The organism is Curtobacterium sp. 9128 (genome assembly GCF_007673775.1).
Lineage (GTDB): Bacteria > Actinomycetota > Actinomycetes > Actinomycetales > Microbacteriaceae > Curtobacterium.
This window is the reverse complement of sequence record NZ_VEAF01000007.1, coordinates 216,716-239,505: the sequence shown is the minus strand read 5'-3', so window position 1 is coordinate 239,505 and position 22,790 is coordinate 216,716. Positions and strand designations below refer to the sequence as shown.

18 protein-coding genes and 1 tRNA gene are annotated in these 22,790 nt (G+C 72.9%); 14 read left to right on the top strand and 5 right to left on the bottom strand.

Annotated elements, in window-relative coordinates:
• Positions 1-121: 121 nt before the first annotated feature.
• From gltX to FS641_RS16020, 7 genes are all read left to right on the top strand, one after another.
• On the top strand, positions 122-1,609 hold the full coding sequence (gene gltX, locus FS641_RS16050; protein ID WP_144765617.1) for a glutamate--tRNA ligase: 1,488 nt from the start codon (positions 122-124) through the stop codon (positions 1,607-1,609).
• 1 nt (position 1,610) lies between these two features.
• Positions 1,611-2,534 (top strand): NAD(P)/FAD-dependent oxidoreductase, encoded by a 924-nt coding sequence (locus FS641_RS16045; protein WP_144765615.1) that lies wholly within the window; start codon positions 1,611-1,613, stop codon positions 2,532-2,534.
• A 45-nt stretch (positions 2,535-2,579) separates the two neighbouring features.
• Positions 2,580-2,651: transfer RNA gene (locus tag FS641_RS16040), tRNA-Gln, on the top strand.
• 510 nt (positions 2,652-3,161) lie between these two features.
• Complete coding sequence (locus FS641_RS16035; protein WP_144765613.1) at positions 3,162-3,986, top strand: glycosyltransferase family 2 protein; 825 nt, start codon at positions 3,162-3,164, stop codon at positions 3,984-3,986.
• Positions 3,983-4,963, top strand: a complete 981-nt coding sequence (locus tag FS641_RS16030; RefSeq protein ID WP_144765611.1) for a glycosyltransferase family 2 protein — start codon at positions 3,983-3,985, stop codon at positions 4,961-4,963. Before FS641_RS16035 ends, FS641_RS16030 begins: the two co-directional genes overlap by 4 nt.
• The gene (locus FS641_RS16025; protein ID WP_144765609.1) at positions 4,960-8,508 is read left to right on the top strand and encodes a glycosyltransferase; all 3,549 of its coding nucleotides are present in this window, start codon (positions 4,960-4,962) and stop codon (positions 8,506-8,508) included. Before FS641_RS16030 ends, FS641_RS16025 begins: the two co-directional genes overlap by 4 nt.
• 72 nt (positions 8,509-8,580) lie before the next feature.
• On the top strand, positions 8,581-9,591 hold the full coding sequence (locus tag FS641_RS16020) for a glycoside hydrolase family 16 protein (RefSeq protein ID WP_144765607.1): 1,011 nt from the start codon (positions 8,581-8,583) through the stop codon (positions 9,589-9,591).
• A 98-nt stretch (positions 9,592-9,689) separates the two neighbouring features.
• Here FS641_RS16020 and FS641_RS16015 read toward each other — a convergent pair whose 3' ends face one another.
• The 4 genes from FS641_RS16015 to FS641_RS18190 all read right to left on the bottom strand — a co-directional run bounded on the left by FS641_RS16015 (position 9,690) and on the right by FS641_RS18190 (position 13,755).
• On the bottom strand, positions 9,690-11,003 hold the full coding sequence (locus tag FS641_RS16015; protein WP_186317801.1) for a glycosyltransferase family 4 protein: 1,314 nt from the start codon (positions 11,001-11,003) through the stop codon (positions 9,690-9,692).
• Positions 11,000-12,532: a lipopolysaccharide biosynthesis protein gene (locus FS641_RS16010; protein ID WP_144765603.1), complete on the bottom strand. Its 1,533-nt coding sequence runs from the start codon at positions 12,530-12,532 to the stop codon at positions 11,000-11,002. The genes FS641_RS16015 and FS641_RS16010 overlap by 4 nt, the downstream gene beginning before the upstream one ends.
• Positions 12,529-13,473 (bottom strand): beta-1,6-N-acetylglucosaminyltransferase, encoded by a 945-nt coding sequence (locus FS641_RS16005; RefSeq protein WP_144765601.1) that lies wholly within the window; start codon positions 13,471-13,473, stop codon positions 12,529-12,531. Before FS641_RS16005 ends, FS641_RS16010 begins: the two co-directional genes overlap by 4 nt.
• A 117-nt stretch (positions 13,474-13,590) precedes the next feature.
• Positions 13,591-13,755, bottom strand: a complete 165-nt coding sequence (locus tag FS641_RS18190) for a hypothetical protein (protein ID WP_186317800.1) — start codon at positions 13,753-13,755, stop codon at positions 13,591-13,593.
• A gap of 160 nt (positions 13,756-13,915) precedes the next feature.
• On the opposite strand from FS641_RS18190, the gene FS641_RS16000 reads away from it, so the two are divergent.
• The gene (locus tag FS641_RS16000; protein ID WP_144765599.1) at positions 13,916-15,223 is read left to right on the top strand and encodes a glycosyltransferase family 2 protein; all 1,308 of its coding nucleotides are present in this window, start codon (positions 13,916-13,918) and stop codon (positions 15,221-15,223) included.
• A 230-nt stretch (positions 15,224-15,453) separates the two neighbouring features.
• Here FS641_RS16000 and FS641_RS15995 read toward each other — a convergent pair whose 3' ends face one another.
• Positions 15,454-16,785: a glycosyltransferase gene (locus tag FS641_RS15995; RefSeq protein WP_144765597.1), complete on the bottom strand. Its 1,332-nt coding sequence runs from the start codon at positions 16,783-16,785 to the stop codon at positions 15,454-15,456.
• Between the two features lie 281 nt (positions 16,786-17,066).
• Here FS641_RS15995 and FS641_RS15990 point away from each other — a divergent pair, with 281 nt between their 5' ends.
• The 6 genes from FS641_RS15990 to FS641_RS15965 all read left to right on the top strand — a co-directional run bounded on the left by FS641_RS15990 (position 17,067) and on the right by FS641_RS15965 (position 22,667).
• Positions 17,067-18,347: an ABC transporter substrate-binding protein gene (locus FS641_RS15990; RefSeq protein ID WP_395879706.1), complete on the top strand. Its 1,281-nt coding sequence runs from the start codon at positions 17,067-17,069 to the stop codon at positions 18,345-18,347.
• Positions 18,348-18,444: 97 nt separating this feature from the next.
• Positions 18,445-19,467 carry a carbohydrate ABC transporter permease gene (locus FS641_RS15985; RefSeq protein WP_186317799.1) on the top strand — a complete coding sequence of 341 codons (1,023 nt, stop codon included), beginning with the start codon at positions 18,445-18,447 and terminating at the stop codon, positions 19,465-19,467.
• A 95-nt stretch (positions 19,468-19,562) separates the two neighbouring features.
• The gene (locus FS641_RS15980) at positions 19,563-20,375 is read left to right on the top strand and encodes a carbohydrate ABC transporter permease (protein ID WP_260855879.1); all 813 of its coding nucleotides are present in this window, start codon (positions 19,563-19,565) and stop codon (positions 20,373-20,375) included.
• 5 nt (positions 20,376-20,380) lie between these two features.
• Positions 20,381-20,707: a hypothetical protein gene (locus FS641_RS15975; RefSeq protein WP_144765593.1), complete on the top strand. Its 327-nt coding sequence runs from the start codon at positions 20,381-20,383 to the stop codon at positions 20,705-20,707.
• A gap of 19 nt (positions 20,708-20,726) precedes the next feature.
• Entirely contained in the window at positions 20,727-21,728 is a 1,002-nt protein-coding gene (locus tag FS641_RS15970; protein WP_144765591.1) for a LacI family DNA-binding transcriptional regulator, read from the top strand.
• Positions 21,729-22,037: 309 nt separating this feature from the next.
• Positions 22,038-22,667, top strand: coding sequence for an MBL fold metallo-hydrolase (locus FS641_RS15965; protein WP_144765589.1), 630 nt, complete (start codon positions 22,038-22,040; stop codon positions 22,665-22,667).
• The last annotated feature ends 123 nt before the right edge of the window (positions 22,668-22,790 follow it).

The following is a 22,790-nucleotide window of genomic DNA, read 5'->3' as shown; positions in this document are numbered from 1 at the left end:
AGTAGGACGCCGCCGGACTCAACGTGTAACACCAGGGAACCCCTGACCAGTACTGGTCAGGGGTTTTCTGCGTTCACCGGCCGTCTGCTGACTCGATGCCCACGGTAGGATCGACGGCGTCATGACTGCGCCATTCACCACCGCCACCGGTTCCGCCGTCCGCGTCCGTTTCTGCCCGTCACCGACCGGCACCCCGCACGTGGGGCTGATCCGGACGGCCCTGTTCAACTGGGCGTACGCCCGCCACACCGGCGGGAAGCTCGTGTTCCGCATCGAGGACACGGACGCCGCCCGGGACAGCGAGGAGTCGTACGAGCAGATCATCGAGGCGTTGCGCTGGCTGCGGCTCGACTGGGACGAGGGCGTGGAGGTCGGGGGACCGCACGGGCCCTACCGGCAGTCGGAGCGCACAGCCGTGTACCAGGACGCCATCGACAAGCTGACGGCCGCCGGCCACCTCTACGAGTCGTTCGTGACGCCCGAGGAGATGGAGGCGCGCAACGTCGCCGCCGGTCGTGACCCCAAGCAGGGCTACGACAACCACGAGCGCGACCTGACCGAGGACGAGCGCCAGGCCTTCCGTGACCAGGGACGCGCGCCGGCGCTCCGCCTCCGTGTCCCGGACCGCGACCTGAGCTTCGACGACGTGGTGCGCGGCGAGATCACCTTCAAGCAGGGCACGTTCCCGGACTTCGTCGTGGTCCGTCCGAACGGCAAGCCGCTCTACACCTTCACGAACCCGCTGGACGACGCGTTGATGGGTGTCACACACGTGCTCCGCGGTGAGGACCTGCTGTCCTCGACGCCACGGCAGATCGCGCTGTACGAGGCGCTGTACGAGATCGGCATGGCGGAGTTCATCCCGCGCTTCGGGCACCTTCCCTACGTCATGGGGGAGGGCAACAAGAAGCTGTCGAAGCGCGATCCCGAGTCGAACCTGTTCCACCACCGTGCGAACGGCATGATCCCCGAGGGGCTCATCAACTACCTGGCCCTCCTCGGGTGGTCGATCGGCCCCGACCGCGACGTCTTCTCGATCGACGAGATGACCGCCGCGTTCGACGTCGTCGACGTGAACCCGAACCCGGCACGCTTCGACCACAAGAAGGCCGAGTCGATCAACGGCGACCACATCCGGATGCTCGAGCCCACGGACTTCCGGGAACGCCTGAAGCCCTACCTCACCACGTTCCTGTCGGACCCGGCGACCGAGGAGCAGGAGCGTGTGCTCGAACTCGCGGCACCGCTGGTGCAGGAGCGCATGCAGCTGCTCAGTGAGGCTCCGGGGATGCTCGGGTTCCTGTTCACGGCGGACGAGGACCTCGTGGTCGAGGACGACGCGCTCGCGTCGCTGAAGGGCGACACCGCCGAGGTGCTCGCGGCGTCGATCCGAGCGCTCGAGGGCGTGCAGGAGTGGCGGACCGAGGCGATCGAGGGCGCCCTGCGCGCAGCACTCATCGACGAGCTCGGCCTGAAGCCCCGCGTGGCGTTCGGACCGCTGCGCGTCGCGGTCTCCGGCCGTCGGGTGAGCCCGCCGCTGTTCGAGTCGATGGAGATCCTCGGCCGGGACTCGACCCTCGCCAGGCTCCGCACGCTGTCGGACCGCTGACGTGGTCGACGTCGCGGTCATCGGCGCCGGCCCGGCTGGTCTCAGCGCTGCGCTCAACCTCGTGCGGGCGAAGCGCACGGTGCTGCTGCTCGACGCCAACCGACCACGGAACGCCGCGACCCTGCGGTCGCACGGCTACCTCACCCGCGACGGCGTGTCCCCGCTCGAGTTGCGGAAGCTCGGGCGTGCGGAGGTGGAGCAGTACGCCGAGGCGACGGTCGTCCAGACGGTCGTGGACCGGGTCGCTCCGGACGCGGACGGCTGGCGCGTGCACGGGACCTGGCGCGGCGCCGAGGTCGACGAGGCCGCCCGCGCCGTCGTCATCGCGACCGGGCTCCGGGAGGAGTTCCCCGCGCTGCCCTCACTCCGGGCGTTCTACGGCACCGCGGTGCACAGTTGTGTCGAGTGCGACGGCTACGAGAAGGCGGGTGAGCCGCTGGCCTTCGTGTGCGAGACGGCCGACGTCGTGGACCGGGCGCTGCTCATCGCCGCGTGGACCGACGACCTCGTGGTCTACACGAACGGCGTCGCTCCGCTCGACGACACCGGCCGTGCGCGTCTCGCCGCTGCCGGGGTGCGCGTCGACGAGCGTGCCCTCGCGGACCTCGAGGGCGACCGCACCGGGATGACGGGTGTCCGGCTGGCCGACGGGCACGTCGAGCCGCGGACCGGGGCGTTCGTCCGCCCCACCTGGCACGTCGACCTGGACTGGATGGACGCGCCACTCGAGCGTGACTCCGAGGGGCTCGTGATCGTCGACCGTTGCGGCCGGACGAGTGTCCCCGGGCTCTACGCCGTCGGCGACGTGACGCCTCCCGGGCCGGAACAACTCATCGTCGCAGCGGGGCACGGCGCCACGACCGCCGCCGCGGTGCACCGTGACCTCGTCGGTGGTCTTGCGGACCTCCGGGATGCTGTACAGTAGATGACCGTGCCCCGGACAACGGGGACAGAGGGCCAGCAGGCCTTTTGGGGTATGGTGTAATTGGCAACACAGCGGTTTCTGGTACCGTCGTTCTTGGTTCGAGTCCAGGTACCCCAGCACTCGTGAGACAGGCCCCCGGCAGCGCCGGGGGCCTTCTTCGTTCCATGGGTGCTCGGACGTGACCGCTTCCGCCACGCCCGGCGGTCATCGCCCGCCTCCACGGAGGTCCGTACCGGAGCTCACGGACCGAGCGAGCGAGCCCGGGAGGCCCGTGGCGGCGCCGCCACGAGCCTCCCGGTTCGTTCGATGCGGCCCGCGCGCCGTCGGCGTCTCACCGGAGCCGGCCGCGCCCGTGGCGACGTCGGCAGCACCGCGTTGCGGCTTTCCGTATCCGCACTCGGCGCCCCGCAACGCATCGCCCACCGCATTGACCCGATCGGCGCGCACGGCGAGGGTGGGAGTCTCCAGGGAACGGCGTACCCCCGATCCCGTGGGGACGACGGCGCACCCTCGCCGTCACGAACCGCAGCTGACGCACCTGATCCCGTCCTCGTCCGTACCCGCGGACGCGCCATCGCCGCTCGCGCGATCTCACCCGTATGCAGCCCTGAACCCGACAGGAGCACCATGTCCGCCAGCACGATCCGACCGAGGGACCCCCGCGTCTCGGTGGTCATCCCCGCTCGGAACGAGGCGAGGAACCTCGAGATCATCCTCCCGAAGCTCCCGCCCGTCCACGAGGTGATCCTCGTCGACGGCAACTCGGTCGACGACACCATCGCGACGGCGCAGCGCCTGATGCCCGACGTGGTGGTCGTCCAGCAGACCCGCAAGGGCAAGGGCAACGCGCTCGCCTGCGGGTTCGAAGCGGTCACCGGCGACGTCGTCGTCATGTTCGACGCCGACTGCTCGGCCGACCCGGACGAGATCCCGCGTTTCGTGGACGCCCTCGTGGCGGGCGCGGACGTCGCCAAGGGAACCCGCTACGCGCACGGTGGTGGCAGCGACGACATCACGATCGTGCGCAGCCTCGGCAATCGCGGGCTCAACATGGTCTGCAACGTCCTGCTCGGTGCGCGCTACACCGACCTCTGCTACGGCTACAACGCCTTCTGGGCGGACACGCTGCCGGCGATCGGACTGCTCTCCTCGACGCTGCCGAAGCCGATCGACGGTTCGATGCTCTGGGGCGACGGCTTCGAGATCGAGACGATCCTGACCTGCCGCTGGTCCGCCGCCGAGCTGGCGATCACCGAGGTGCCGAGCCACGAGAAGCTCCGCGTGCACGGCGTGAGCAACCTCAACGCCGTCACCGACGGGATCCGCGTGCTCACGTCGATCATGCACGAGCGTCGTCGGGCTGCTGCGGCACAGGCCCGTGCCCGGCTCGCACCCGTCACCACCCGCGTCGTGCCGACCGCCGTGCCGGCGCTCGACGAGGAAGCCGCGTGAGCGCCCCGACCATCGCGGTCGTCATCTGCGCGTACACGCAGCTGCGGTGGGGTGACCTGCAGGACTCCGTCGAGTCGGCGAAGCGCCAGCCAGCGGCCACCGAGGTCGTCGTCGTCATCGACCACGAACCGGAGCTGTTCCTCCGCGCGGCGGCCAGGTGGCCGGAACTCCGCGTCGTGGAGAACGCCGAGGACCGCGGTCTGTCCGGAGCCCGGAACACGGGCGTCGCCCTGACCGACGCCGACGTCGTGGCCTTCCTCGACGACGACGCGACCGCTGACGACGACTGGCTCGCCCACCTCGTCGAGGCGCTCGCCCTGCCGGACGTCGTCGGCGTCGGCGGTCGAGCGACACCGTCGTGGCCGACGACGACCGGGGCCGGACCGTACCCGGACGAGCTGCTGTGGATCGTCGGGTGCAGCTACACCGGGCTCCCGGTGGAGGCCGGCGACGTCCGGAACGTCATCGGGTCGAGCATGGCGTTCCGACGGGACGTGGTCCTGGCCGCCGGCGGGTTCCGCTCCGGCATCGGCCGTGTCGGGAACCAGCCCCTCGGCTGCGAGGAGACCGAGCTCTGCATCCGCATCAGCAGGATGCACCCGGGGGCGCGCATCCGGTTCGAACCGCGCTCGAACGTGTCGCACCGGGTGTCGGCCGACCGCGTCAGCATGCGGTACGTCCGTCGGCGCAGCTACTACGAGGGCATCTCGAAGGCCGTGCTGAGCCGTCGGGTCGGCGCGAAGGACTCCCTGTCGAGCGAGTCGACCTACCTGGCGCGGGTGCTGCCGAAGGCGCTGTTCCGGGAGCTCCGCGACGTCCGACGTGGTGGTGCCGAGCGTGCCGTCGCCATCGTCTCGTGCGTGCTCGGCACCGTGCTCGGCTACGCCGTCGGCCGGTTCCTCGGCGCGTTCGTCGTCACCGCGCCGGCGCCCGTCCCCGCCCGTGCCGCAGCCGAGCAGCCCGTGGGCGCCCCGTGACCCGCGGCACGCTGGCGATGGTCCTCGCGCCGATCGTGCAGAGTCCATTCGCCCCGACGTGGGACGGGGCGCTGTGGGTCGGCGAGGTCGACCGTCAGGCGCTGCACGCGTCCAGCCACCGGGACGTGATCGCGCTCGCCGGGGCTGAGGGCTACCGGCGTGCCCGGCTGCTCGTCCGCGACCGCGGCGAACCGCTCGGGTTCGTCGAGGCGGAGATCACCGAACGGCGACGGACCGGCGCGACGATCGACCTCCGGTCCCTCCGACGGGCGATCCGGCCGATGCCGACACCGGCGGCGCGTCCGGCAGCAGACCAGGTGCTGCCGTCCTCGCCGTCCCGCACGGTCACGGTCGTGCTCTGCACGGACGGGGCGTCCTCGGCGACGATGCGGTCCGTGCTGGCGTGCCGGTACGACGCGTTCGACGTCGTCGTCGTCTCACCCGCCGCCGACCCCGACGACGACGCGGTCGTCGCGATCGAGGGGCGCCGGGTCACCACGATCGCCGCGCCCGACGGTGGCCTGGCGGCCGCGCGCAACGCCGGGCTCCTCGCGGCGACCGGGGACGTGGTCGCGTTCGTCGACGAGGGTGCCGTGGTGGACGCGGGATGGCTCGAGGCCCTCGTCGTCCCCTTCGCCGGGGACGACGTCGCCTGCGTCACCGGACTCGTGCCGAGTGCGGAGCTCCGGACCCCGGCGCACCGCTGGCGCGACGACCGGACCCCGGCCGCGACCGCCGTCCGCCGCCGGGTGTTCCGGCTCGGCGACGACCAGGACGACGTCCCGACGCACCCCTTCGCCGCGTCGGCCTACGGCACCGGCAGCAACCTGGCCGTGCACCGTGCCACCGTGCTCCGACTGGGCGGGTTCGACACGGCGTTCGGACCGGGTACCCGAGTCGGCGGCGGCGACGACCTCGACCTCTTCACCCGGCTGCTCTTCGCCGGCGCGGCGATCGCCGTCGAACCCGCCGCGATCGCGTGGCAGCGGTCGCCGGACGACGTGGCGTCGCTCCGGCAGACCGCAGCAGCGCACGGCCACGGACTCGGAGCCTGGATGACGAAGAACGCACTCGACCGCGACACGGTCACCGCCGCGGTCGACCGGGTCCCCGAGGGGATCAGCGCCTTCGCCCGGCTCGGCCTGGAACCCGCGGACGTCGTCCTGGACACGGCCGGAGGTCGCGCGGGGGTCCTCGACGCCGTCGACGCGGAGTTCGCATCAACGAAGCGCCGACTGCGCGGTGTCGAGCGGCGGTCGGTGCTGGGCGCCCCGTTCCTCGCACTCCGCGAGCGGATCGGTGGTGCCGGCACGATCGACCGGACCGCGCGGGGCCGGCACGAGCTGCAGCGTGGGCTCGCCTCGGCGGGTCCGGCGCGGCCGACCCCGAACGGGGCGATGGGCCCCGCCGCACGACTCGCCGCGTCCGGGCTCGTCGTCCTGACGCTCCTGGCCGCGGCGGTCGGTTCGCTCGCCGGCCTGCCGGTGCTCCGGGCGAGTGCCGTCGGGGTCTTCCTGTTCGCCCTGCTCGGGGTCGCGCCGATGCTGCTCGTCCGACCGATGCCACTGCCTCGGTTCGTGGTGTTCTCGGTCACGGCGTCGCTCGTCGGCACGATCGGCATCGGCTACACGATGGCGACCTTCCACGTCTGGGATCCGCAGGCGCCCTTCGCCGTCGTGGTCGTCCTGACGGCCGCGGCGGTCGCCGTCACGGTGCCGCGTGAGCTCACCGACCTCCGCCGCGCGCGGTACGCCACCCCGACCGTCCGTCGTCCTCGGTGGGGGACCACCGCCACCGTGACCACCGGGTCCCTCGTCGGGCTCGCGGTCGTCGTCGTCGCCGCCCTCACACACGTCGGCGACCCGGTGCCCGCTGGTCTGTTCGGCTCGCTCGGACCGGGGCTCGTCGTCGGGATGGCGATCGTCGTCGCGGCGGCCGTGCTGGCGCTCGTGCGCGGTCGCGGGGTCGCGGTGCCGGTCGTCGTCCTCGGTGGTGCCGTGCAGCTCGCGCAGGCGATCGCATACGGCATGCCGACGGTGATGGCGGCAGCGCGGCACATCGGCGTGCTCGAGTACATCCGCCGGTACGGCGGCACGAACCCCGCTGCGGACATCTTCCAGACCTGGTCCGGGCTCTTCGCCGGCGGCGCCTGGGTGGCCGACGTCGGGGGCATCGCGAACGCCATGCTCATCGCCGCGTGGGTCCCGGTCCTGCTCGCGTTCAGCACGACCATCGCGGTCGGGGTCCTGGCAGCGCACTGGCTACCAGGCGCCAGGCGGCCGTGGATCGCCGCGTTCCTCACCGCGATGACCGGCTCCCTGAACACCACGTACTTCTCGCCGCAGTCCACCGGTGTCCTGCTGTCGATCGTGGTCCTGGTGCTCGCCACCGCCCCGCTGCGCGCCGCCGTGGCCACCACCGCTGACGGACGGTCCGTTGCGGCCCCCCGCGCTCGCCGCACCGGGCTGTCGCGCATCGTCGCGATCGCCGCGATCAGCGTCGTGCTCGCCGTGACGCACCAGATCTCGCCGTACCTGACGGTCGCGGCGCTCGTCGTGCTCGTCGTCTTCCGGCTCTCGCGGCCGTGGTGGACGCCGGTCGTGGTCCTGGTCCCCGCCGTGGTCTTCGCGGTGATGAACGGGAGCGTGCTCGACAAGTTCCTGTCCCTCGCCGCGGTCGGACGGCTGCTCCAGAACGTGCAGCCGCCGACGCACGACATGACCGTGCTGCCGAAGCCCCTGGTGACGCGGCTGGCGTTCGACGTGCCGGCCGCGGCGCTGGTGGTGCTCGGGCTCGTCGCGCTCGTCACGGTGCTGCTCCGCCGTGACCGTCTGCACGTCGGGCTCCTCGTGGCCGCGGTCAGCCCGATCTCGCTCCTCGTGGCCACGAACTACGGGCAGGAGGGGATCTTCCGCGTGGTGCTCTTCGCGACGCCGTGGATCGCAGTCCTCGCAGCCGGACTGCCGATGCCGCGCGGCCGACTCGCCTGGGTCGGCGCCGCCGTCGGCCGTGCGATGCGTCCGTCGGGCGTGCGGTTCGCGGTGGCCGCGGTCGGTGTGGCCGCACTCGTCGCGATCGGCGCGTTCGGGCAGACGGCGCTCGACTGGAACCGGGTGATGACGCGGAGTCAGTCCGCGGCCACGCAGTTCTACGACAGCACCGCGCCGAAGGGGTCCGTGATGCTCCTCACCGGATCGGCCAACGCCGTCCCGAGCAACACCGGGGCGCGGTACTTCGACGTCGCCTACCTGTCGCGGGAGGCCCTCGGCCCGTACCCGGACCCGGCCGGGGCCTACGACGCCCGGAGCGACGTGGCCCGGGTCACGCGGAAGCTCGTCGACAACTGGCCGGCCACGCAGTACTACGCCCTCGTCGCCGAGCCGTTCGGCGCGTACGACGAGCGCTACGGGTACCAGAGCGACGCCGACTACCAGCAGCTCGCCGCCGCGATGGCCTCGTCGCCGTACTGGCAGCGGGTCTGGTCGTCGGGAACCACCGCCGTGTACGAACTGACGCGGGAGGGGCTCGCGCATGCCGCGCGCTGACCGACGCCAGGGGCGGGGCCGCCGGACGCCGTCACCGGTCGCGTCGAGCAGGCCGACGCGACGGGTCCGCCGGTGACCGTCACCGATCCCGTCGAGCCCACCGACGCAGCCCTCGCTGCGCCCACGACGCCGTCGCACGGCGCGGGCCTGTCACGACACCGCCCGGTGGGTCGTGCCCGGCCTGCCGCGGCGCGTCGTCGGCGCGGGGTCGCGGTGCTCGTGGGGGCCCTCGTCCTCGCAGCGGGAGCGGTCGCGCTGGCGACGACCAGCAGCGGCGCCGACGTCGGCCCGAGCGGCGTCGCGATGCCGACCGGCGACGGCGACGGATGGCGCCGGGTCTTCTCCGAGGACTTCACGGTGACGACGCCGACCGGGGGCTTCGAGGCCGACTACGGCAAGCGGTTCTCCGTCTACCACGGGTTCGCCGACACCGCGGGGACGGGGCGGTACTCGGCGTCGGCACTGACGGCGCACGACGGCGTGCTCGACATGCGCCTCCGTACCACTGCGAGCGGCACACCCCTCGCCGGCGGGGTCGTCCCGCTCGTCGACGGGCGGTGGGGCGGGCAGACCGCCGGCCGGTACAGCATCCGGATGCGGAGCGACGAGGTCGACGGCTACGGCGTCGCGGTGCTGCTCTGGAGCGACGACAACGTCTGGGAGCACGGTGAGGTCGACTTCCCGGAGGGAGCGCTCGGCGCCCCGGCCTACCTCAACGTGCACTGTCTGAGCGACCCCGCCCAGAAGTGCATCCAGCACGACACCGGCGTCTCGTTGGCGGACTGGCACACGTACACGATCGAGTGGACCCGCGAGCGCATGTCGTTCCTCGTCGACGGCACGGTCGTCGGTACGACGACGGAGAACATCCCGACGGCGCGGATGCACCTCGTCCTGCAGGCCGGGTCGAACGACGGCAGGCCGCCGCGACGTGCGGACGGGTCGCTCCAGGTCGACTGGATGACGATCGACGTCCCGGCAGCCGGTGCCGGTCCGACCGCGTCGCTCCCGGCCGACCCGGCCGCGAGGACGCTGCCGTCGTGGGTCGGCGACGCGCGGCCGGCGCACACCACCTCGGGCTGAGCGACCGCGCCGCCGCGCGCACGCTGGCACCGCGCGCACGTCGGCGCCGCGCGTCCACCGGCGCCGGGGCGGCGCGACCGCCGCATGCCGTCGGTGACTCAGCGCCGTGCGTGCGCGCGCAGACCGTCCAGGAGCCCCCGGACGTGCGGCGTCCGACCGTAGTGCTCGTCGACCCACGTCCGGCACCGCGCGCCGAGCTCGGGGTCGTGGACGGCCTCCTCGAGGACGTCGAGCACCCGCCGCGCCAGCGTGTCCGTGTCCGTCGGGTCGACGGTGAACCGGGCCCACTCGCCGGACAGGATCTCGCCGGTCCCGCCACCCGCCGCGGCGACCAGCGGTCGTCCGGTCGACATCGCCTCCACGACGACCCGACCGAAGCCCTCCGGCTCGATCGACGGCGCGACGACGAGGTCGGCCGCGTGCAGGAGGGGGACCACGTCGTCCCGCTCGGGCAGCACCATGACCGAGCCCTCGGGGAGCGCCGCCACCGCACGCCGGACGTCGTCGGCGTCGTCCGGGTACACCGCACCGGCGAGCACGAGGAGCGGCGCGGTCCGGACGGACTCGGCGGCGGCCGTGGTCGGGACCGGCTGGCGGGCCGCAGCCGACGTGAGGACCTGGCCCCATGCCTCCAGGAGGGCCAGCACGCCCTTCGAGCGCGTGAGCCGACCGTAGTAGAGGACGGTGGGGGTGGCGTCGTCGATCCCGAGCACGCGCCGGGCCCGGCGGACGTCCTCCGGTGCCGCCGCCGGGAACGCCCGCGTGTCGACGCCGTTCGGGACCACGGTGATGCGCGCCGCCGGGACACCAGCGGCCGTCCACGCCTCGGCCATCGCGTGCGACACGGCGAGGTAGTGCGTGCGTCCGCCCGCGATCGGGCGGAGCCGGCGGTAGTTCGGCGCATGGTGCAGGTGCACGACGAGCGGGACCCCGGACACGACGGAGACGGTCCGTCCCCACGGCAGGAACTCCGGGCGGTTCAGCCAGAGCACGTCGAGTCGGGACCGGCGGATGCTGAGGCCCTCGCGGACGAACCGGGTCGCGTCGCGGAGCGCCGTGCTGATGCCGAAGCGGTAGTCGCGGGCGTCGCGGAGGCGGACCCCGAGTGCGTCGAACGGTGCGCGGGCGGTCGCGCCGCGGCCGGCGGCGGAGGCTCGGTGCCAGACCTCGACGTCGTGTCCGGCGGCGACGAGCTCGCGGGTGTCCTCGAGGACGCAGCGCTCCACGCCGCCGACGATCGCGAGGTCGTTGGTGACGACGCCGACGCGGAGCCGGGCGTCGCCGACCTGCCCGCTGTCGCGGTGGCCGGTGCCGGGGTGTCCGTCGGGCTCGCGGCGGGGGCCGAGGCGGCCGTCGCGCTGGCGGCCGTGGTCGGTGTGCTCGTCGCGCTGGCGGCGGGGGGTGGGGCTCACGAGACGCCTCCGCGGGCGAGCCGCAGGCGGCGGAGGAACCACGGCAGACACGCCAGGACGCCCGCGACGCGGACACAGTTCCACACGAGGTCCTGCGGGACCGCGACCGACACCGCGGCCACGGCGATCGCGGCCAGCGCGGTGAGGACGACCCGGAGGCGGGGGCCGAGCCACTCGCGGCGGTCCGGGAGCGCCGCCTGCTGCAGGGCAGCGAGCACGACGTACGCGACGACCGTCGCGACCGCGGCACCGGCGATCCCGAGGAACGGGACGAGCACCAGGTTCGCGCCGATGTTCACGGCGCCGGCGACGGCGGCGATCACCCCGACGGCCACCCCGCGACGCTCGACGAGCAGCAGGCGACCGGTCGCTCCGCTCGCGATGACCGGGAAGGCGGTGATCGCCACGATGAAGACCACGACCGTGAGTTCGTGCACGCGGTACGACGCCGGCGCGAGGACCGGCAGCGCGACCGGGGACACGAGCGTCACGGCGAGGAGCACGGGCGCGAGCAGCATGTACAGCGCGTCCCGGGAGTGCATCGCGAGCCGTCGGCGGTCGACCGCGTCGCGGAGGGCGGCGAAGTGCGGCGCCCAGGCCTGGTTCGTGAACGTGAGCAGCAGGATCACCGCGGAGCCGACCACGTAGGCGATCTGGTACCGGGCGACCTCGTCCGGGCCGAGGAGCCGCTGCACGACCAGGCGGTCGCCGGCGTTCAGCACGAAGTAGGAAAGGTTGCCGAGGGCGACGGGGACGCCGAGCCGGAAGGCCCGTGCCGTGGTCCTCCGGTCGGCGAGGCCGGCGAGGCGCGGACGGGTCGCGGCGATCCCGATGCCCATCGCGACCGCCTGTGCGACGACGCCGCCCCACGCGTAGGTCGTGGCGTCCGCGTGCACGAACGCCAGCAGCCCCAGACCGATGATCGAGCCGCCGATCGAGGACAGCAGGCTCGTCACCGCGAACACCCGGATCCGGTCCTGCGCGACGAGGAGCGCGAGCGAGATCTGTACGATCGCCGCCGGGCCGGTCCAGAGCACCGCCACCAGCAGCAGCGGGTGCTCGCCGACGAACCCCGCGGCGTCACCCCACAGCGGGATGGTCGTCAGCGCCGCGACCGTGACGGCGACGGCGGTGACCATGCCGACCGCGAGGAGCCCGCGTGCCCGCCGGTCGTCGCCGTCCTCGGCGCGCTGCAGCACCGCGGCCTGGTCGATGCCGGCGACGGCGAGCACCACGAGCGCCTGGTACAGGGCGATCGCGGACGCGAGCACGCCGAACTCCGCCGGGGGCATGAGGTGCGCGAGCACGGGGGAGATGAGCGAGGAGACGACGAGCTGCATCGACCAGACGACGACGTACAGCAGGCCGCGGCCGAACAGCACGCCGGCGCCCCGGCGGACGGTGACGCTGCCCGTGTCGGTCGCGGACGATCCCGAGGTCGCGGCCGGTACCGGCGTCGCCGCGGCGACGGCCTCGGCACGTTCCCGGGCGGCCCTCGCCGCACGGCGGGTCGGCGGGGGTGACGTCATGCCACGGCCTCCCGCGGTTCCGCCGGCTCCCGCGGTTCCGCCGCCTGTCGCGGCTCCGCCGCCTGCCGCAGCCCGAACGCCCCGTCGACCACGTCGAGCAGGTCCGAGCTCCGCTCCGTCGAGAACTTCCGCGCGAACAGGTGCGGCAGCGCGGTGTCGGCGACCGTCCGACGCTCGAGCAGCCGGCCCGCGTCGGCGGTCGTCAGCCACGGCGGACTCTTCTGCGCCGTGCCGTCCCACCCGATCCACCACAGCGCGTGTGGCACGTGCTCCTGGGCGAAGTCCGGCGTCAGCGCCGGCGAGCGCAGCACCGAGGGCACGAACGTCTCGTCCGCGATCCACGTCCGACGCCAGAAGCGCACGAGGTCCGGCCGGCTGTCGACCACGTCGACGACCGCCGCGGCGTGCCGACGGGCCAGGACCTTCACCTGCGACCCACCGGCGGGCACCACGTCCTGCGGGAGCCGCCGCGGCACCGGCAGACGGAGCATGTGCTTCCGCCACGCCCAGTGCCGGTAGCGGAGCCGGGCACGACCTCCGTCGCGGCCCCACGCCGCGAACGGCATCGGGTGCACGGCGAGGAAGGACTCCTCACGGTGTGCCTCGAGCAGCGCGGTGATCTCCGCCGCGTCGGCGAGCGGGTAGTCGCTGCCGGTCAGGACGGCGACGTGCGTGACGTCCGTCTCCGCGAGCGCCGCCCGGTACCCGGCCACCTCGGCCGCGACGTTCTCCCACTTCGCCCACCCGGTGCGCAACCGCGGCAGCAACCGGACCCGGTCCGGCAGCCCCGTCGTCATCGCGCCGAACAGCGCGTCCGACGTCCGGGCGTCGCAGTGCAGGAACACCGGGAACGGGTCCAGCGCCTCGACGAGTCGACGCACGTGCACCGGGTCCTCGTGCGCGAGGACGACGCAGGCGAGTCGTGCGGTGGGGAGGGGCATGGTCGCGACGCTAACCGGGCCGTTCCGAGGCCGACAACCGGGACCTCGGCCCTCTGCGGGGAAGCGGCGGTTTCCCGCACAGGGGCGGTCAGCGGCCTCCGACGGCAGCGCCCGACGTCAGCGCCCGCGGCGGAACCGCGGGCAGTCGCAGAGGGCGCAGTCGGTCCCCGGACGGTAGTGCTCGTGCGCGTCCTGCTCGTGTCCGCAGACGCACGTGACCCGGTCGTCGGTCGCGACGAGCACGAGCGGACGGCCTGCCTCGGTCGTGGGGCGCAAGGGCATTCGTCCTCCTCGTGCCCGGCGTGCTCCCGCCGGGTCGTGTCGCTCGATCCTACGAGGCCCACCGGTGCTCGTGGCGGCAAACCGCAAGAGCGACGACCGTCGCCGCATCCGCCGCGCGCACGCGTTGACCGCGCGCGCGGTGCCCCGGACCATCGGGGACATGACCGACCAGCAGGTGACCACGTCCGGCGTGCTGACGCTCACCCCCGCGATGCCGTCGCCCGAGGCCCCGGTGTGGCCCGGTGCCGCCTGGGTCGGCGCGGTCGACCGGCAGGAGGCGCTCGCCGCCGCCACCGTGGAGCTCGCCGGCGCCGACGGGTTCCGACGAGCGCGCCTGCTCGTCCGCGACGGCCTCGAGGTCGCCGGCTTCGTCGACGTCGCCGTCGACGCCGACGGCGACCTCGACGCGGTCGAGCTCGGCCGCGCACTCCGCGCCCTCCGCCGGACCGGGACGCTCGAGACGTCCGCGACCGCGCCCGGCCGCATCTCCGTCGTCATCGGCACCCGCGACCGTCCCGACGACGTTCGCCGCTGCCTCCGCAGCGTCCTGGCCTCCGACCACGACGACTTCGAGGTCCTCGTCGTCGACAACGCACCGAGCACCTCCGCCACCCGCGACGTGGTCGCCGCGTTCGCGGACCCGCGGGTCCGACACGTCCTGGAGGCCCGACCCGGCGTCTCGCGCGCACGGAACGCCGGACTCGCCCTCGCCACCGGCGCCGTGGTCGCCTTCGTCGACGACGACGTGGTCGTCGACCGGCACTGGCTCGCGGCGCTCGCCGCGGCCTACGCCCGCGACGCGGACGTCGTCTGCGTCACCGGACTCGTGCCGAGCGGAGAACTGCGGACGCCCACCCAGCGGTTCTTCGACGAACGCGTGACCTGGGCGCGCAACACCGACCGCCGGGTCTTCCGGACCGCGGCGCCGCCGGCGGACCTGCCGCTGTTCCCGTTCTCGGTCGGCGCGTTCGGCACCGGCGCGAACATGTCCCTCCGGCGGTCGGCAGCGCTCGCGCTCGGCGGCTTCGACGTGGCACTCGGCCCCGGGACACCGGCCCGGGCGGGGGAGGACCCGGACCTGTTCACCCGCGTGCTGCTCTCCGGCGGTGCGCTCGCCGTGGAGCCCTCGGCGCTCGTCTGGCACCGGCACCGTCCGGACCGGGCCGCCCTGCACGTGCAGGCGGTCGGCTACGGCAGCGGTCTCGGGGCCTGGGTCGCGAAGCTGGTGCTGCGACCGCGGACCGCGGTGGCGGTCGCCCGCCGCGCCGTCGGGGCGCTCCGGCAGCTCGGCGCGCTCGGTCAGGGCGCCGGCGCCGGGCAGGTCGACGCCGCGGTGGACACCGTCGGCGGCTGGCCGGTCGACGACGAGTTCCGCGCGGCGACGGCCGGGCTCAAGCGCGCCGAGCTCCTCGCCGCGCTCGGCGGACCGTGGCGCTACCTGCGCGGTCGTCTGGCGTCGCGCGGGTAGCGGATCCGAGGAGCGGTCGTCGCGACGGCCGGGCCGGCCTCGGGGCCCGATCGCGGCGTCCGCACGACGGAGAGCACCCGGCACCACGGGACTCCGCGGTGCCGGGTGCTCTTCCCTGTGCGGAGCGTCTTCGTTGACGCCCCGCACGGCTCGTGCCCCGCACGGTGCGGGGACCGCACGGTGCGGGGACCGCACGGCTCGTGCCCCGCACGGTGCGGGTACCGCCGGCGCTACGGGCGGAAGCGCCCGGCCTCGACGTCGCGCCACCGCCGGCGGCTGCGGAACCAGGCGGCGGGCCCGGCGGGGAAGCCCCGGAGCTCGTGGAACGCCAGCGACCGGGGGATGCGCGTGGTCGAGGCCTCGGTCGTGGTGTCCGCGGCGGCGTCACGACGACCGGCCAGGCGCGAGGCCATCTGCTTCGCCTTGACCTGCACGGCGAGCGGCATCAGCCGGGCGAGCACCATCAGGTGACGGCGGTCCCTCGCGGCGAGCGCGCACATCAGCGCCGTGAAGCCGACGCCGTTCCCGTGCAGCTGCGCGTGCAGGTCCTCGATCGTCTGGCGGTGCCGGTGGTGCACGACCGCGTGCGGCTCGAACCCGATGCGTCCGCCCCGCCACAGCGTCTCGATGAACATCGCCAGGTCCTCGCCGCCGCGGGCGGGGGACCCGGCGCCGAGCGTCGTGTCGAACCCGCCGACCGCGTCGATGAGCGTGCGACGGTAGGCCATGTTCGCGCCGGCGCCGTAGGCACCGATGCCGTACACCGCGAAGTGCTTCCGGACGCTCCCGTCCGGCCGCACCGCGGAGACCCGGGCGTGCCGCATCGTGCCCCGGACGTCGTCGGGGACGATGGTGACCGGGGCGAACGTCCGCTCCGCACTGAAGCCGCCGTAGTACGCCTCGTACCAGATCTGCGCCGGTGTGGAGAGCTCCACGGGGAGGATCACCCCGGTGACGGCGTCGAGGTCGGGCTCGCGGACGAACCGGGTGCCGATCGCCCGGAGCCAGCGGGGGTCCACGCGGACGTCGTCGTCCGTGAACGCGATCACGTCGCCCGTCGCCGCAGCCACCCCGGCGTTGCGCCCCGCGGAGAGCCCGGGACGCCGTTCGACCACCAGGCGGACGTCCCGACCGAGCAGGAGGGCCGGCAGCGCGTCGACCTCCGGCACACGGACACGGTTGTCGACGAGGACGACCTCGTACCGCGGGTAGTCGAGGTGCTCGAGCACGTCGAGGAGTGCCGCCAGGTCGTCCACCCGGTCCACGACGGTGGAGACCACGACGGAGATCGTCGGCAGCGCGTCGTCGGACACCGGCGCGGCCATGTCGTACGCCCCCGCGGGTTCCGTCGCGTCGACCAGCGGGGCGATGGCCCGCGCGGCGTCCTCGGGGTCGGCCGTGAGCAGGACGTCGAGCGTCGTGACGGGATGGCCGGCGCGGTAGCCGATGACGAGCGCCGATGCGCCGGTCGCGTCGGCGACGAGGCGCGGCAGCGGCGCGTCGAGGTCGACGCTGATGACGCGGCGGGGGCCTGGCGTGGTGACGACGTTCGGGATGGCCATGCGCGGGACGCTACGGGGACCGCGGGTGCCGGACAACGGTGCACGAGGACCGTGGCGGGGATCGTGCGGGGTTCCGCAGCGCGTCCCAGCAGTCGCCAGGCGTTCAGCGAGTCACCGGGACTCCGAAGGTCACGCTCAGGTCACGAGTTCGATGCAACCGGTTGCAGTGCGTCGGACGCGGGCGTAGCTTCACCTCCCAGCAGGCAGCGTCGCCTGCTCCAGCGTGCATCGTCCGGTTCCCGGTACGGCGCCGCTGGTGATCTCGATGAGGAGACAACGCTGTGAAGAACACACGTGCCAAGGTGCGACTCGCATCCGTGGCCGGGGTCGCCGTGATCGGTCTGGCCCTCGCCGGTTGCTCGAGCGGGAGCTCGGCATCGAACGACGCCAAGAGCGGGCAGGACAGCCGCGGCCCGATCACCTACGTGCAGGGCAAGGACAACTCCAACGTCGTCCGTCCGCTGGTCGCGAAGTGGAACAAGGCGCACCCGGACGAGAAGGTCACCTTCAAGGAGCAGTCCGACCAGGCCGACCAGCAGCACGACGACCTCGTGCAGCACTTCCAGGCGAAGGACGACGGGTACGACGTGGTCGACGTCGACGTCGTGTGGACCGCGGAGTTCGCCGCGAAGGGGTGGCTGACGCCGCTCACCGGGGCGATGAAGGTCGACACGGCGAAGCTGCTGCCGGCGACCGTGAAGACGGCCACCTACAACGGCACGCTGTACGCGGCCCCGCAGACGTCCGACGGAGCGCTGCTCTACTACCGCAAGGACCTCGTCAAGACCCCGCCGACCACCTGGTCCGAGATGATGAGCGACTGCCAGATCGCGAAGGACAACGGCATCGGCTGCTACGCCGGCCAGTTCGCGAAGTACGAGGGGCTCACCGTGAACGCCTCCGAGGCCGTGAACGGCAGCGGCGGCTCGATCCTCAGCAAGAGCGGCACGCCGGAGGTCGACTCGGCCAAGGCGAAGGCCGGTCTGCAGAACCTGGTCGACGCGTTCAAGGACGGCAACATCCCGGCCGAGGCGATCACGTACCAGGAGGAGCAGGGCCGCACGGCGTTCGAGGACGGCAAGCTGCTGTTCCTCCGCAACTGGCCGTACGTCTACAACCTCGCCAAGACCGACGGTTCGTCGAAGGTCAAGGACACCTTCGGCATCGCCCCGATCCCGGGTGCGGACGGCGTCGGCGCGTCGACGCTCGGTGGCCACAACGCCGCGATCAGCACCTACTCGAAGCACAAGGCGACGGCGCACGACTTCCTCGAGTTCCTGATGTCGAACGACACGCAGAAGTTCTTCGCGACGCAGGGCTCGCTCGCCCCGGTCGTGGGCGACCTCTACACCGACTCCGAGCTCACGGCGAAGCTGCCGTACCTGCCGACCCTGCTGAAGTCCATCCAGAGCGCGGAGCCGCGCCCGGTGACGCCGTACTACCCGGCCGTCACGAAGGCGATCCAGGACAACTCCTACGCCGCGCTCAAGGGCTCCAAGAGCGTCGACCAGGCGATGAAGGACATGGACGCCGCCCTCAAGGCGGCGACGACCAGCAACTAGCGGCGCTCGCCGCACCGGACGGGAGGCTCGTGGTGACGCCGCCACGAGCCTCCCGTCCGGCCCCCACAGCGTTCCGACACCGGCAAGGAGGCCGTCAGTGTCAGCAGCAACCGAGATCCCCGCAGCCATCCCGAACCCCCAGGGCCTGGAGCCGCCGAAGCGGCGGCGCGGCGGGTTGAACGCCGAGCACGGCCGGTGGGCCGTGTACCTCGTCGGCCCGACGATCGTGCTCCTCGCCGTGGTGATCGGTTACCCGGTGGTCAGCGCGATCATCCAGTCGTTCCAGCTCGACGCCGGCCTCGACAAGGCCACCGGGCTGTTCGTGCAGGGCGGGTTCGCCGGCATCACGAACTACGCGCACTGGCTCGGTCAGCGGTGCGGCGACGTCACCTGCCCGCCCGGGAGCCTCGGCGCCCAGTTCTGGGTGTCGTTCGGCAACACCTTCTTCTTCACGGTCGTCACCGTCCTCGCCGAGACGCTCATCGGCGTCTGGATGGCGATCATCATGAACCGCAACTTCAGGGGCCGCGCCTTCGTCCGCGCCGCGATCCTGGTGCCGTGGGCCATCCCGACCGCCGTCACCGCGAAGCTCTGGTACTTCATCTTCGACGCGAACGGCGTGCTCAACCACGTCATCGGCCACCAGGTGCTGTGGACCAGCGGCGAGTGGGCGTCCCGGTTCGCGATCATCATCGCGGACACCTGGAAGACCACACCGTTCATGGCGCTCCTCATCCTGGCCGGGCTGCAGCTCATCCCCGAGGAGGTCTACGAGGCGGGCAAGATGGACGGCGCCTCGACGGTGCAGCGCTTCATGCTCATCACGCTGCCGCTGCTGAAGCCCGCGCTGATGGTCGCGATCCTGTTCCGCGTGCTCGACGCGCTGCGCATGTACGACCTCCCCGCCATCCTGACCGGGGGCGGCGGCGGGTCCGGCAACGCCACGACCACGCTGTCGATCCTCGTCGTCGACCAGATCCGGCAGGGGTTCAACTCCGCGTCGGCCCTGTCGACGATCACCTTCCTCGTGATCTTCGTCGTCGCGTTCCTGTTCGTGCGGTTCCTCGGCGCCAACGTCGTGCAGACGCAGGCAGCCCAGCAGAAGGGTGAACTCAAGTGACCCTCGCAGCAGACCGACCCCGTTCGTCGGCTCTTCCCCGCGACCGCGCCGTCGACCGCAGCGACGTCCGGGTCAAGCGGCACTCCGGGCCGCGGATCCGCACCGCCGTGCAGGCGATCGTCATCGCGGTGTGGTGTCTCCTGCCGTTCTACTGGATGGTGGTGACGAGCTTCCGCGACGTCGGCTTCACCTTCGACCCGACACCGTGGCCGACCCACGTCACGCTGGACAACTACACGACGGCGTTCTCCACCGCGCTCGGCAACCACCTCGGGCGGGCGCTGCTCAACAGCCTGCTGATCGGCGGGGTGGTGACGATCATCGCGCTGCTCGTCGGCACCTCGGCGGCCTACGCCCTGGCCCGCCTGGAGTTCCGCGGGAAGTCGCTCATCGCCGGGGCCATCCTCGCGGCGTCGATGTTCCCCGGGGTCGCGCTGATCTCCCCGCTGTTCCAGCTGTTCACCGACATCGGCTGGATGGGCACGTACCAGGCGCTCATCCTGCCGAGCATCTCGTTCGTGCTGCCGCTGACGGTCTACACGCTCGCGTCGTTCTTCCGCGAGATGCCGTGGGACCTCGAGGAGGCGGCGCGCATCGACGGCTGCACCCGTGTGCAGGCGTTCCGGCGGATCATCCTGCCGCTCGCCGCACCGGCGGTGTTCACGACGGCGATCCTGGCGTTCATCTCGTCGTGGAACGAGTACCTCATCTCGTCGCAGCTGTCCTCCGACGCCACGCAGCCGGTCACGGTCGCCATCGCGTCGTTCGCCGGGAGCCAGCCGCACCAGGAGCCGTACACCGCGGTCATGGCCGCTGGGACGATCGTCACGATCCCGCTCGTGGTGCTCGTGCTGATCTTCCAGCGACGCATCGTGGCCGGCCTCACCGCCGGCGGCGTGAAGGGCTGATCATCGTGGCACACCGCGCACCACGCCGCCCCTCCGCCCCGATCGAGGAGGCCATCGGGTTCGTCGGGTTCTTCGGCGTCGCGTTCCTGGTCGTCACCGTCGTCTGCGAGGTCACCGGCCGACCCGCGCTCGGCTGGGCGCTCACCCTGCTCGCCTGCGTGCTCGCCGTCGCACTGCTCGACCGCTGGCGGGTGCGGGTGGTCCGGCGGACCGAGGCGTGGGCGCAGCCGTCCTCCCCGGAACCGGCCGTCCGGACCGCTCCCGGTCCGCGGACCGGTGTCGGGGTTGAGCTGCCGGGGACCGCGGACGTGCCGCACGGCGTGGACGGCTGACGAGCCTCCAGGCACGCCGATGGGGATCCAGGAGATCGCGACCGTCACCGGGCTGTCGAAGGCGACCGTGTCCCGGGCGCTCCGCGGGCTGCCGACCGTGGCGGACACCACGATCGACCAGGTGCGCCGGGTGGCGGACGAGCTCGGCTACGTCCCGAGCTCGGCGGCCGCCGGACTCGCCACCGGCCGGCAGCGAGCGGTCGGGGTGGTCGTGCCCGTGCTCGACCGGTGGTTCTACGTGAAGGCGCTCGGTGGCGTCGACGCCGAACTGCGACGGGCCGGGTACGACCTCGTGCTGTACAACCTCGGCGGCCCCGGCGGCGACCGCGACCGGGCGTTCCGACGGTCGATGCTCCGGCACCGGGTGGACGCGCTCGTGCTGCTGTCGCTCGTGCTCGACGCGACCGAGCGGAACGAACTGCAGCTGGCCGAGCACCCGATGATCGTCATCGGCGGACCGGCTCCCGGTCTCCGGAACGTCGGCGTCGACGACGTCGTGGTGGCCGGGCTCGCGACGGGGCACCTGCTCGGGCTCGGCCACCGGCGGATCGCGTACGTCGGTGGGCAGGACGAGGCCGGGATGAACGTCGCGGTGCCCTACCGTCGCCGGGACGGCTTCGTCGACACCATGCGTGCGGCCGGCAACCGGGTGCCGCGCGGGTGGCTCGTGGACGGCCGGTTCTCGTTCGCCGGTGGCATCGCCGCGGGGGAGGCGCTGCTCGGCTCCGAGGTCGACCGCCCGACCGCGGTGTTCTGCGCCTCGGACGAGATGGCACTCGGGGTGATGACCGCGGCGACGCGACTCGGCCTCCGCGTGCCCGAGGACCTCTCCGTGATCGGCATCGACGGGCACGAGTACGGCGCGTCCGTCGGGCTGACGACGATCGAGCAGGACCCGGAGGCGCAGGGACGCGTCGCCGCCAGGGCCGTGCTCGCCGAGGTCGACGGGGCCCGGCCGCGCCCGGTGCCCCCGTCGCCCGCGAGGCTCGTCGTGCGGAGGTCCACGGCGCCCCCGCGGTGAGGAGAGGGCGCTCGCCCGCCCCGCGATGTCGACTCGGAACGACAGGGTCGCTGTGTCGACTCGGAACGACAGGGTCGCGGTGTCGACTCGGAACGACAGGGTCGCGGTGTCGACTCGGAACGACAGGGTCGCTGTCGTACGACAACGACGCTGTCGCTCCTGCGCGCTCGCAACAGTTGCGCACGCGCGGTTGCGACAGTGTCGACGTCGTACGACATCGACGACGTCGTTCGGAGTCGGAGTCGGAGTCGGAGCGCCGAGCCCGCAGCCCGCAGCCCGCAGCCTGCAGCCCCGCGTACGCTCGCCCGCATGCAGGTCACGAAGCTCGAGCACGCGTGCCAGGTCGTCGAGGTCGACGGAGCCCGGCTCGTCATCGACCCCGGTGGCTTCACGCGGGACCTCGACCTCACCAGCGTCGTGGCGGTCGTCGCGACCCACGAGCACCCGGACCACGTCACCGCCGAGCAGCTGTCCCGCCTGCTCGCCGCGAACCCCGAGGCCGTCGTGTTCGGCCCCGCCGGCGTCGGCGCCGCGCTGGAGGGATCCGCCGTCGACGTCGTCACGGCAGGCGACGTCCGCACCGTCGGGCCCTTCGACCTCCGGTTCCACGGCACCCGGCACAACGTCATCCACGCCACGGTGCCGGTCGTCGACAACACCGGGGTCCTCGTGAACGGCCGACTCTTCCACCCCGGCGACGCCTACACCGACCCCGATGTGCCGGTCGACGTCCTCGCCGTGCCCATCGGCGCACCGTGGCTGAAGGTCGCCGAGATGATGGACTGGGTCGCGGCGGTCGCGCCCGCCCGCGCCTACCCCGTGCACGAGGCGACGCTGTCCGACATCGGCTTCGACATGCACGTCGGCCGCCTGCGTGAGGCCCTCGCACCGACCGGCGAGCTCGTCGTGCTGCAGCCGGGCGAGTCGCTGACGATCTGAGTGGGTGGTCCGGGAGGCCCGGCTCGGCCCCGGCGCGCGGCGCACCCGGGCGACACGCCTCGTTTTGGCACCCCGCACGGCGTGTGCCATACTTGTCGAGTTGTCGGAACGGCCCCATCGTAC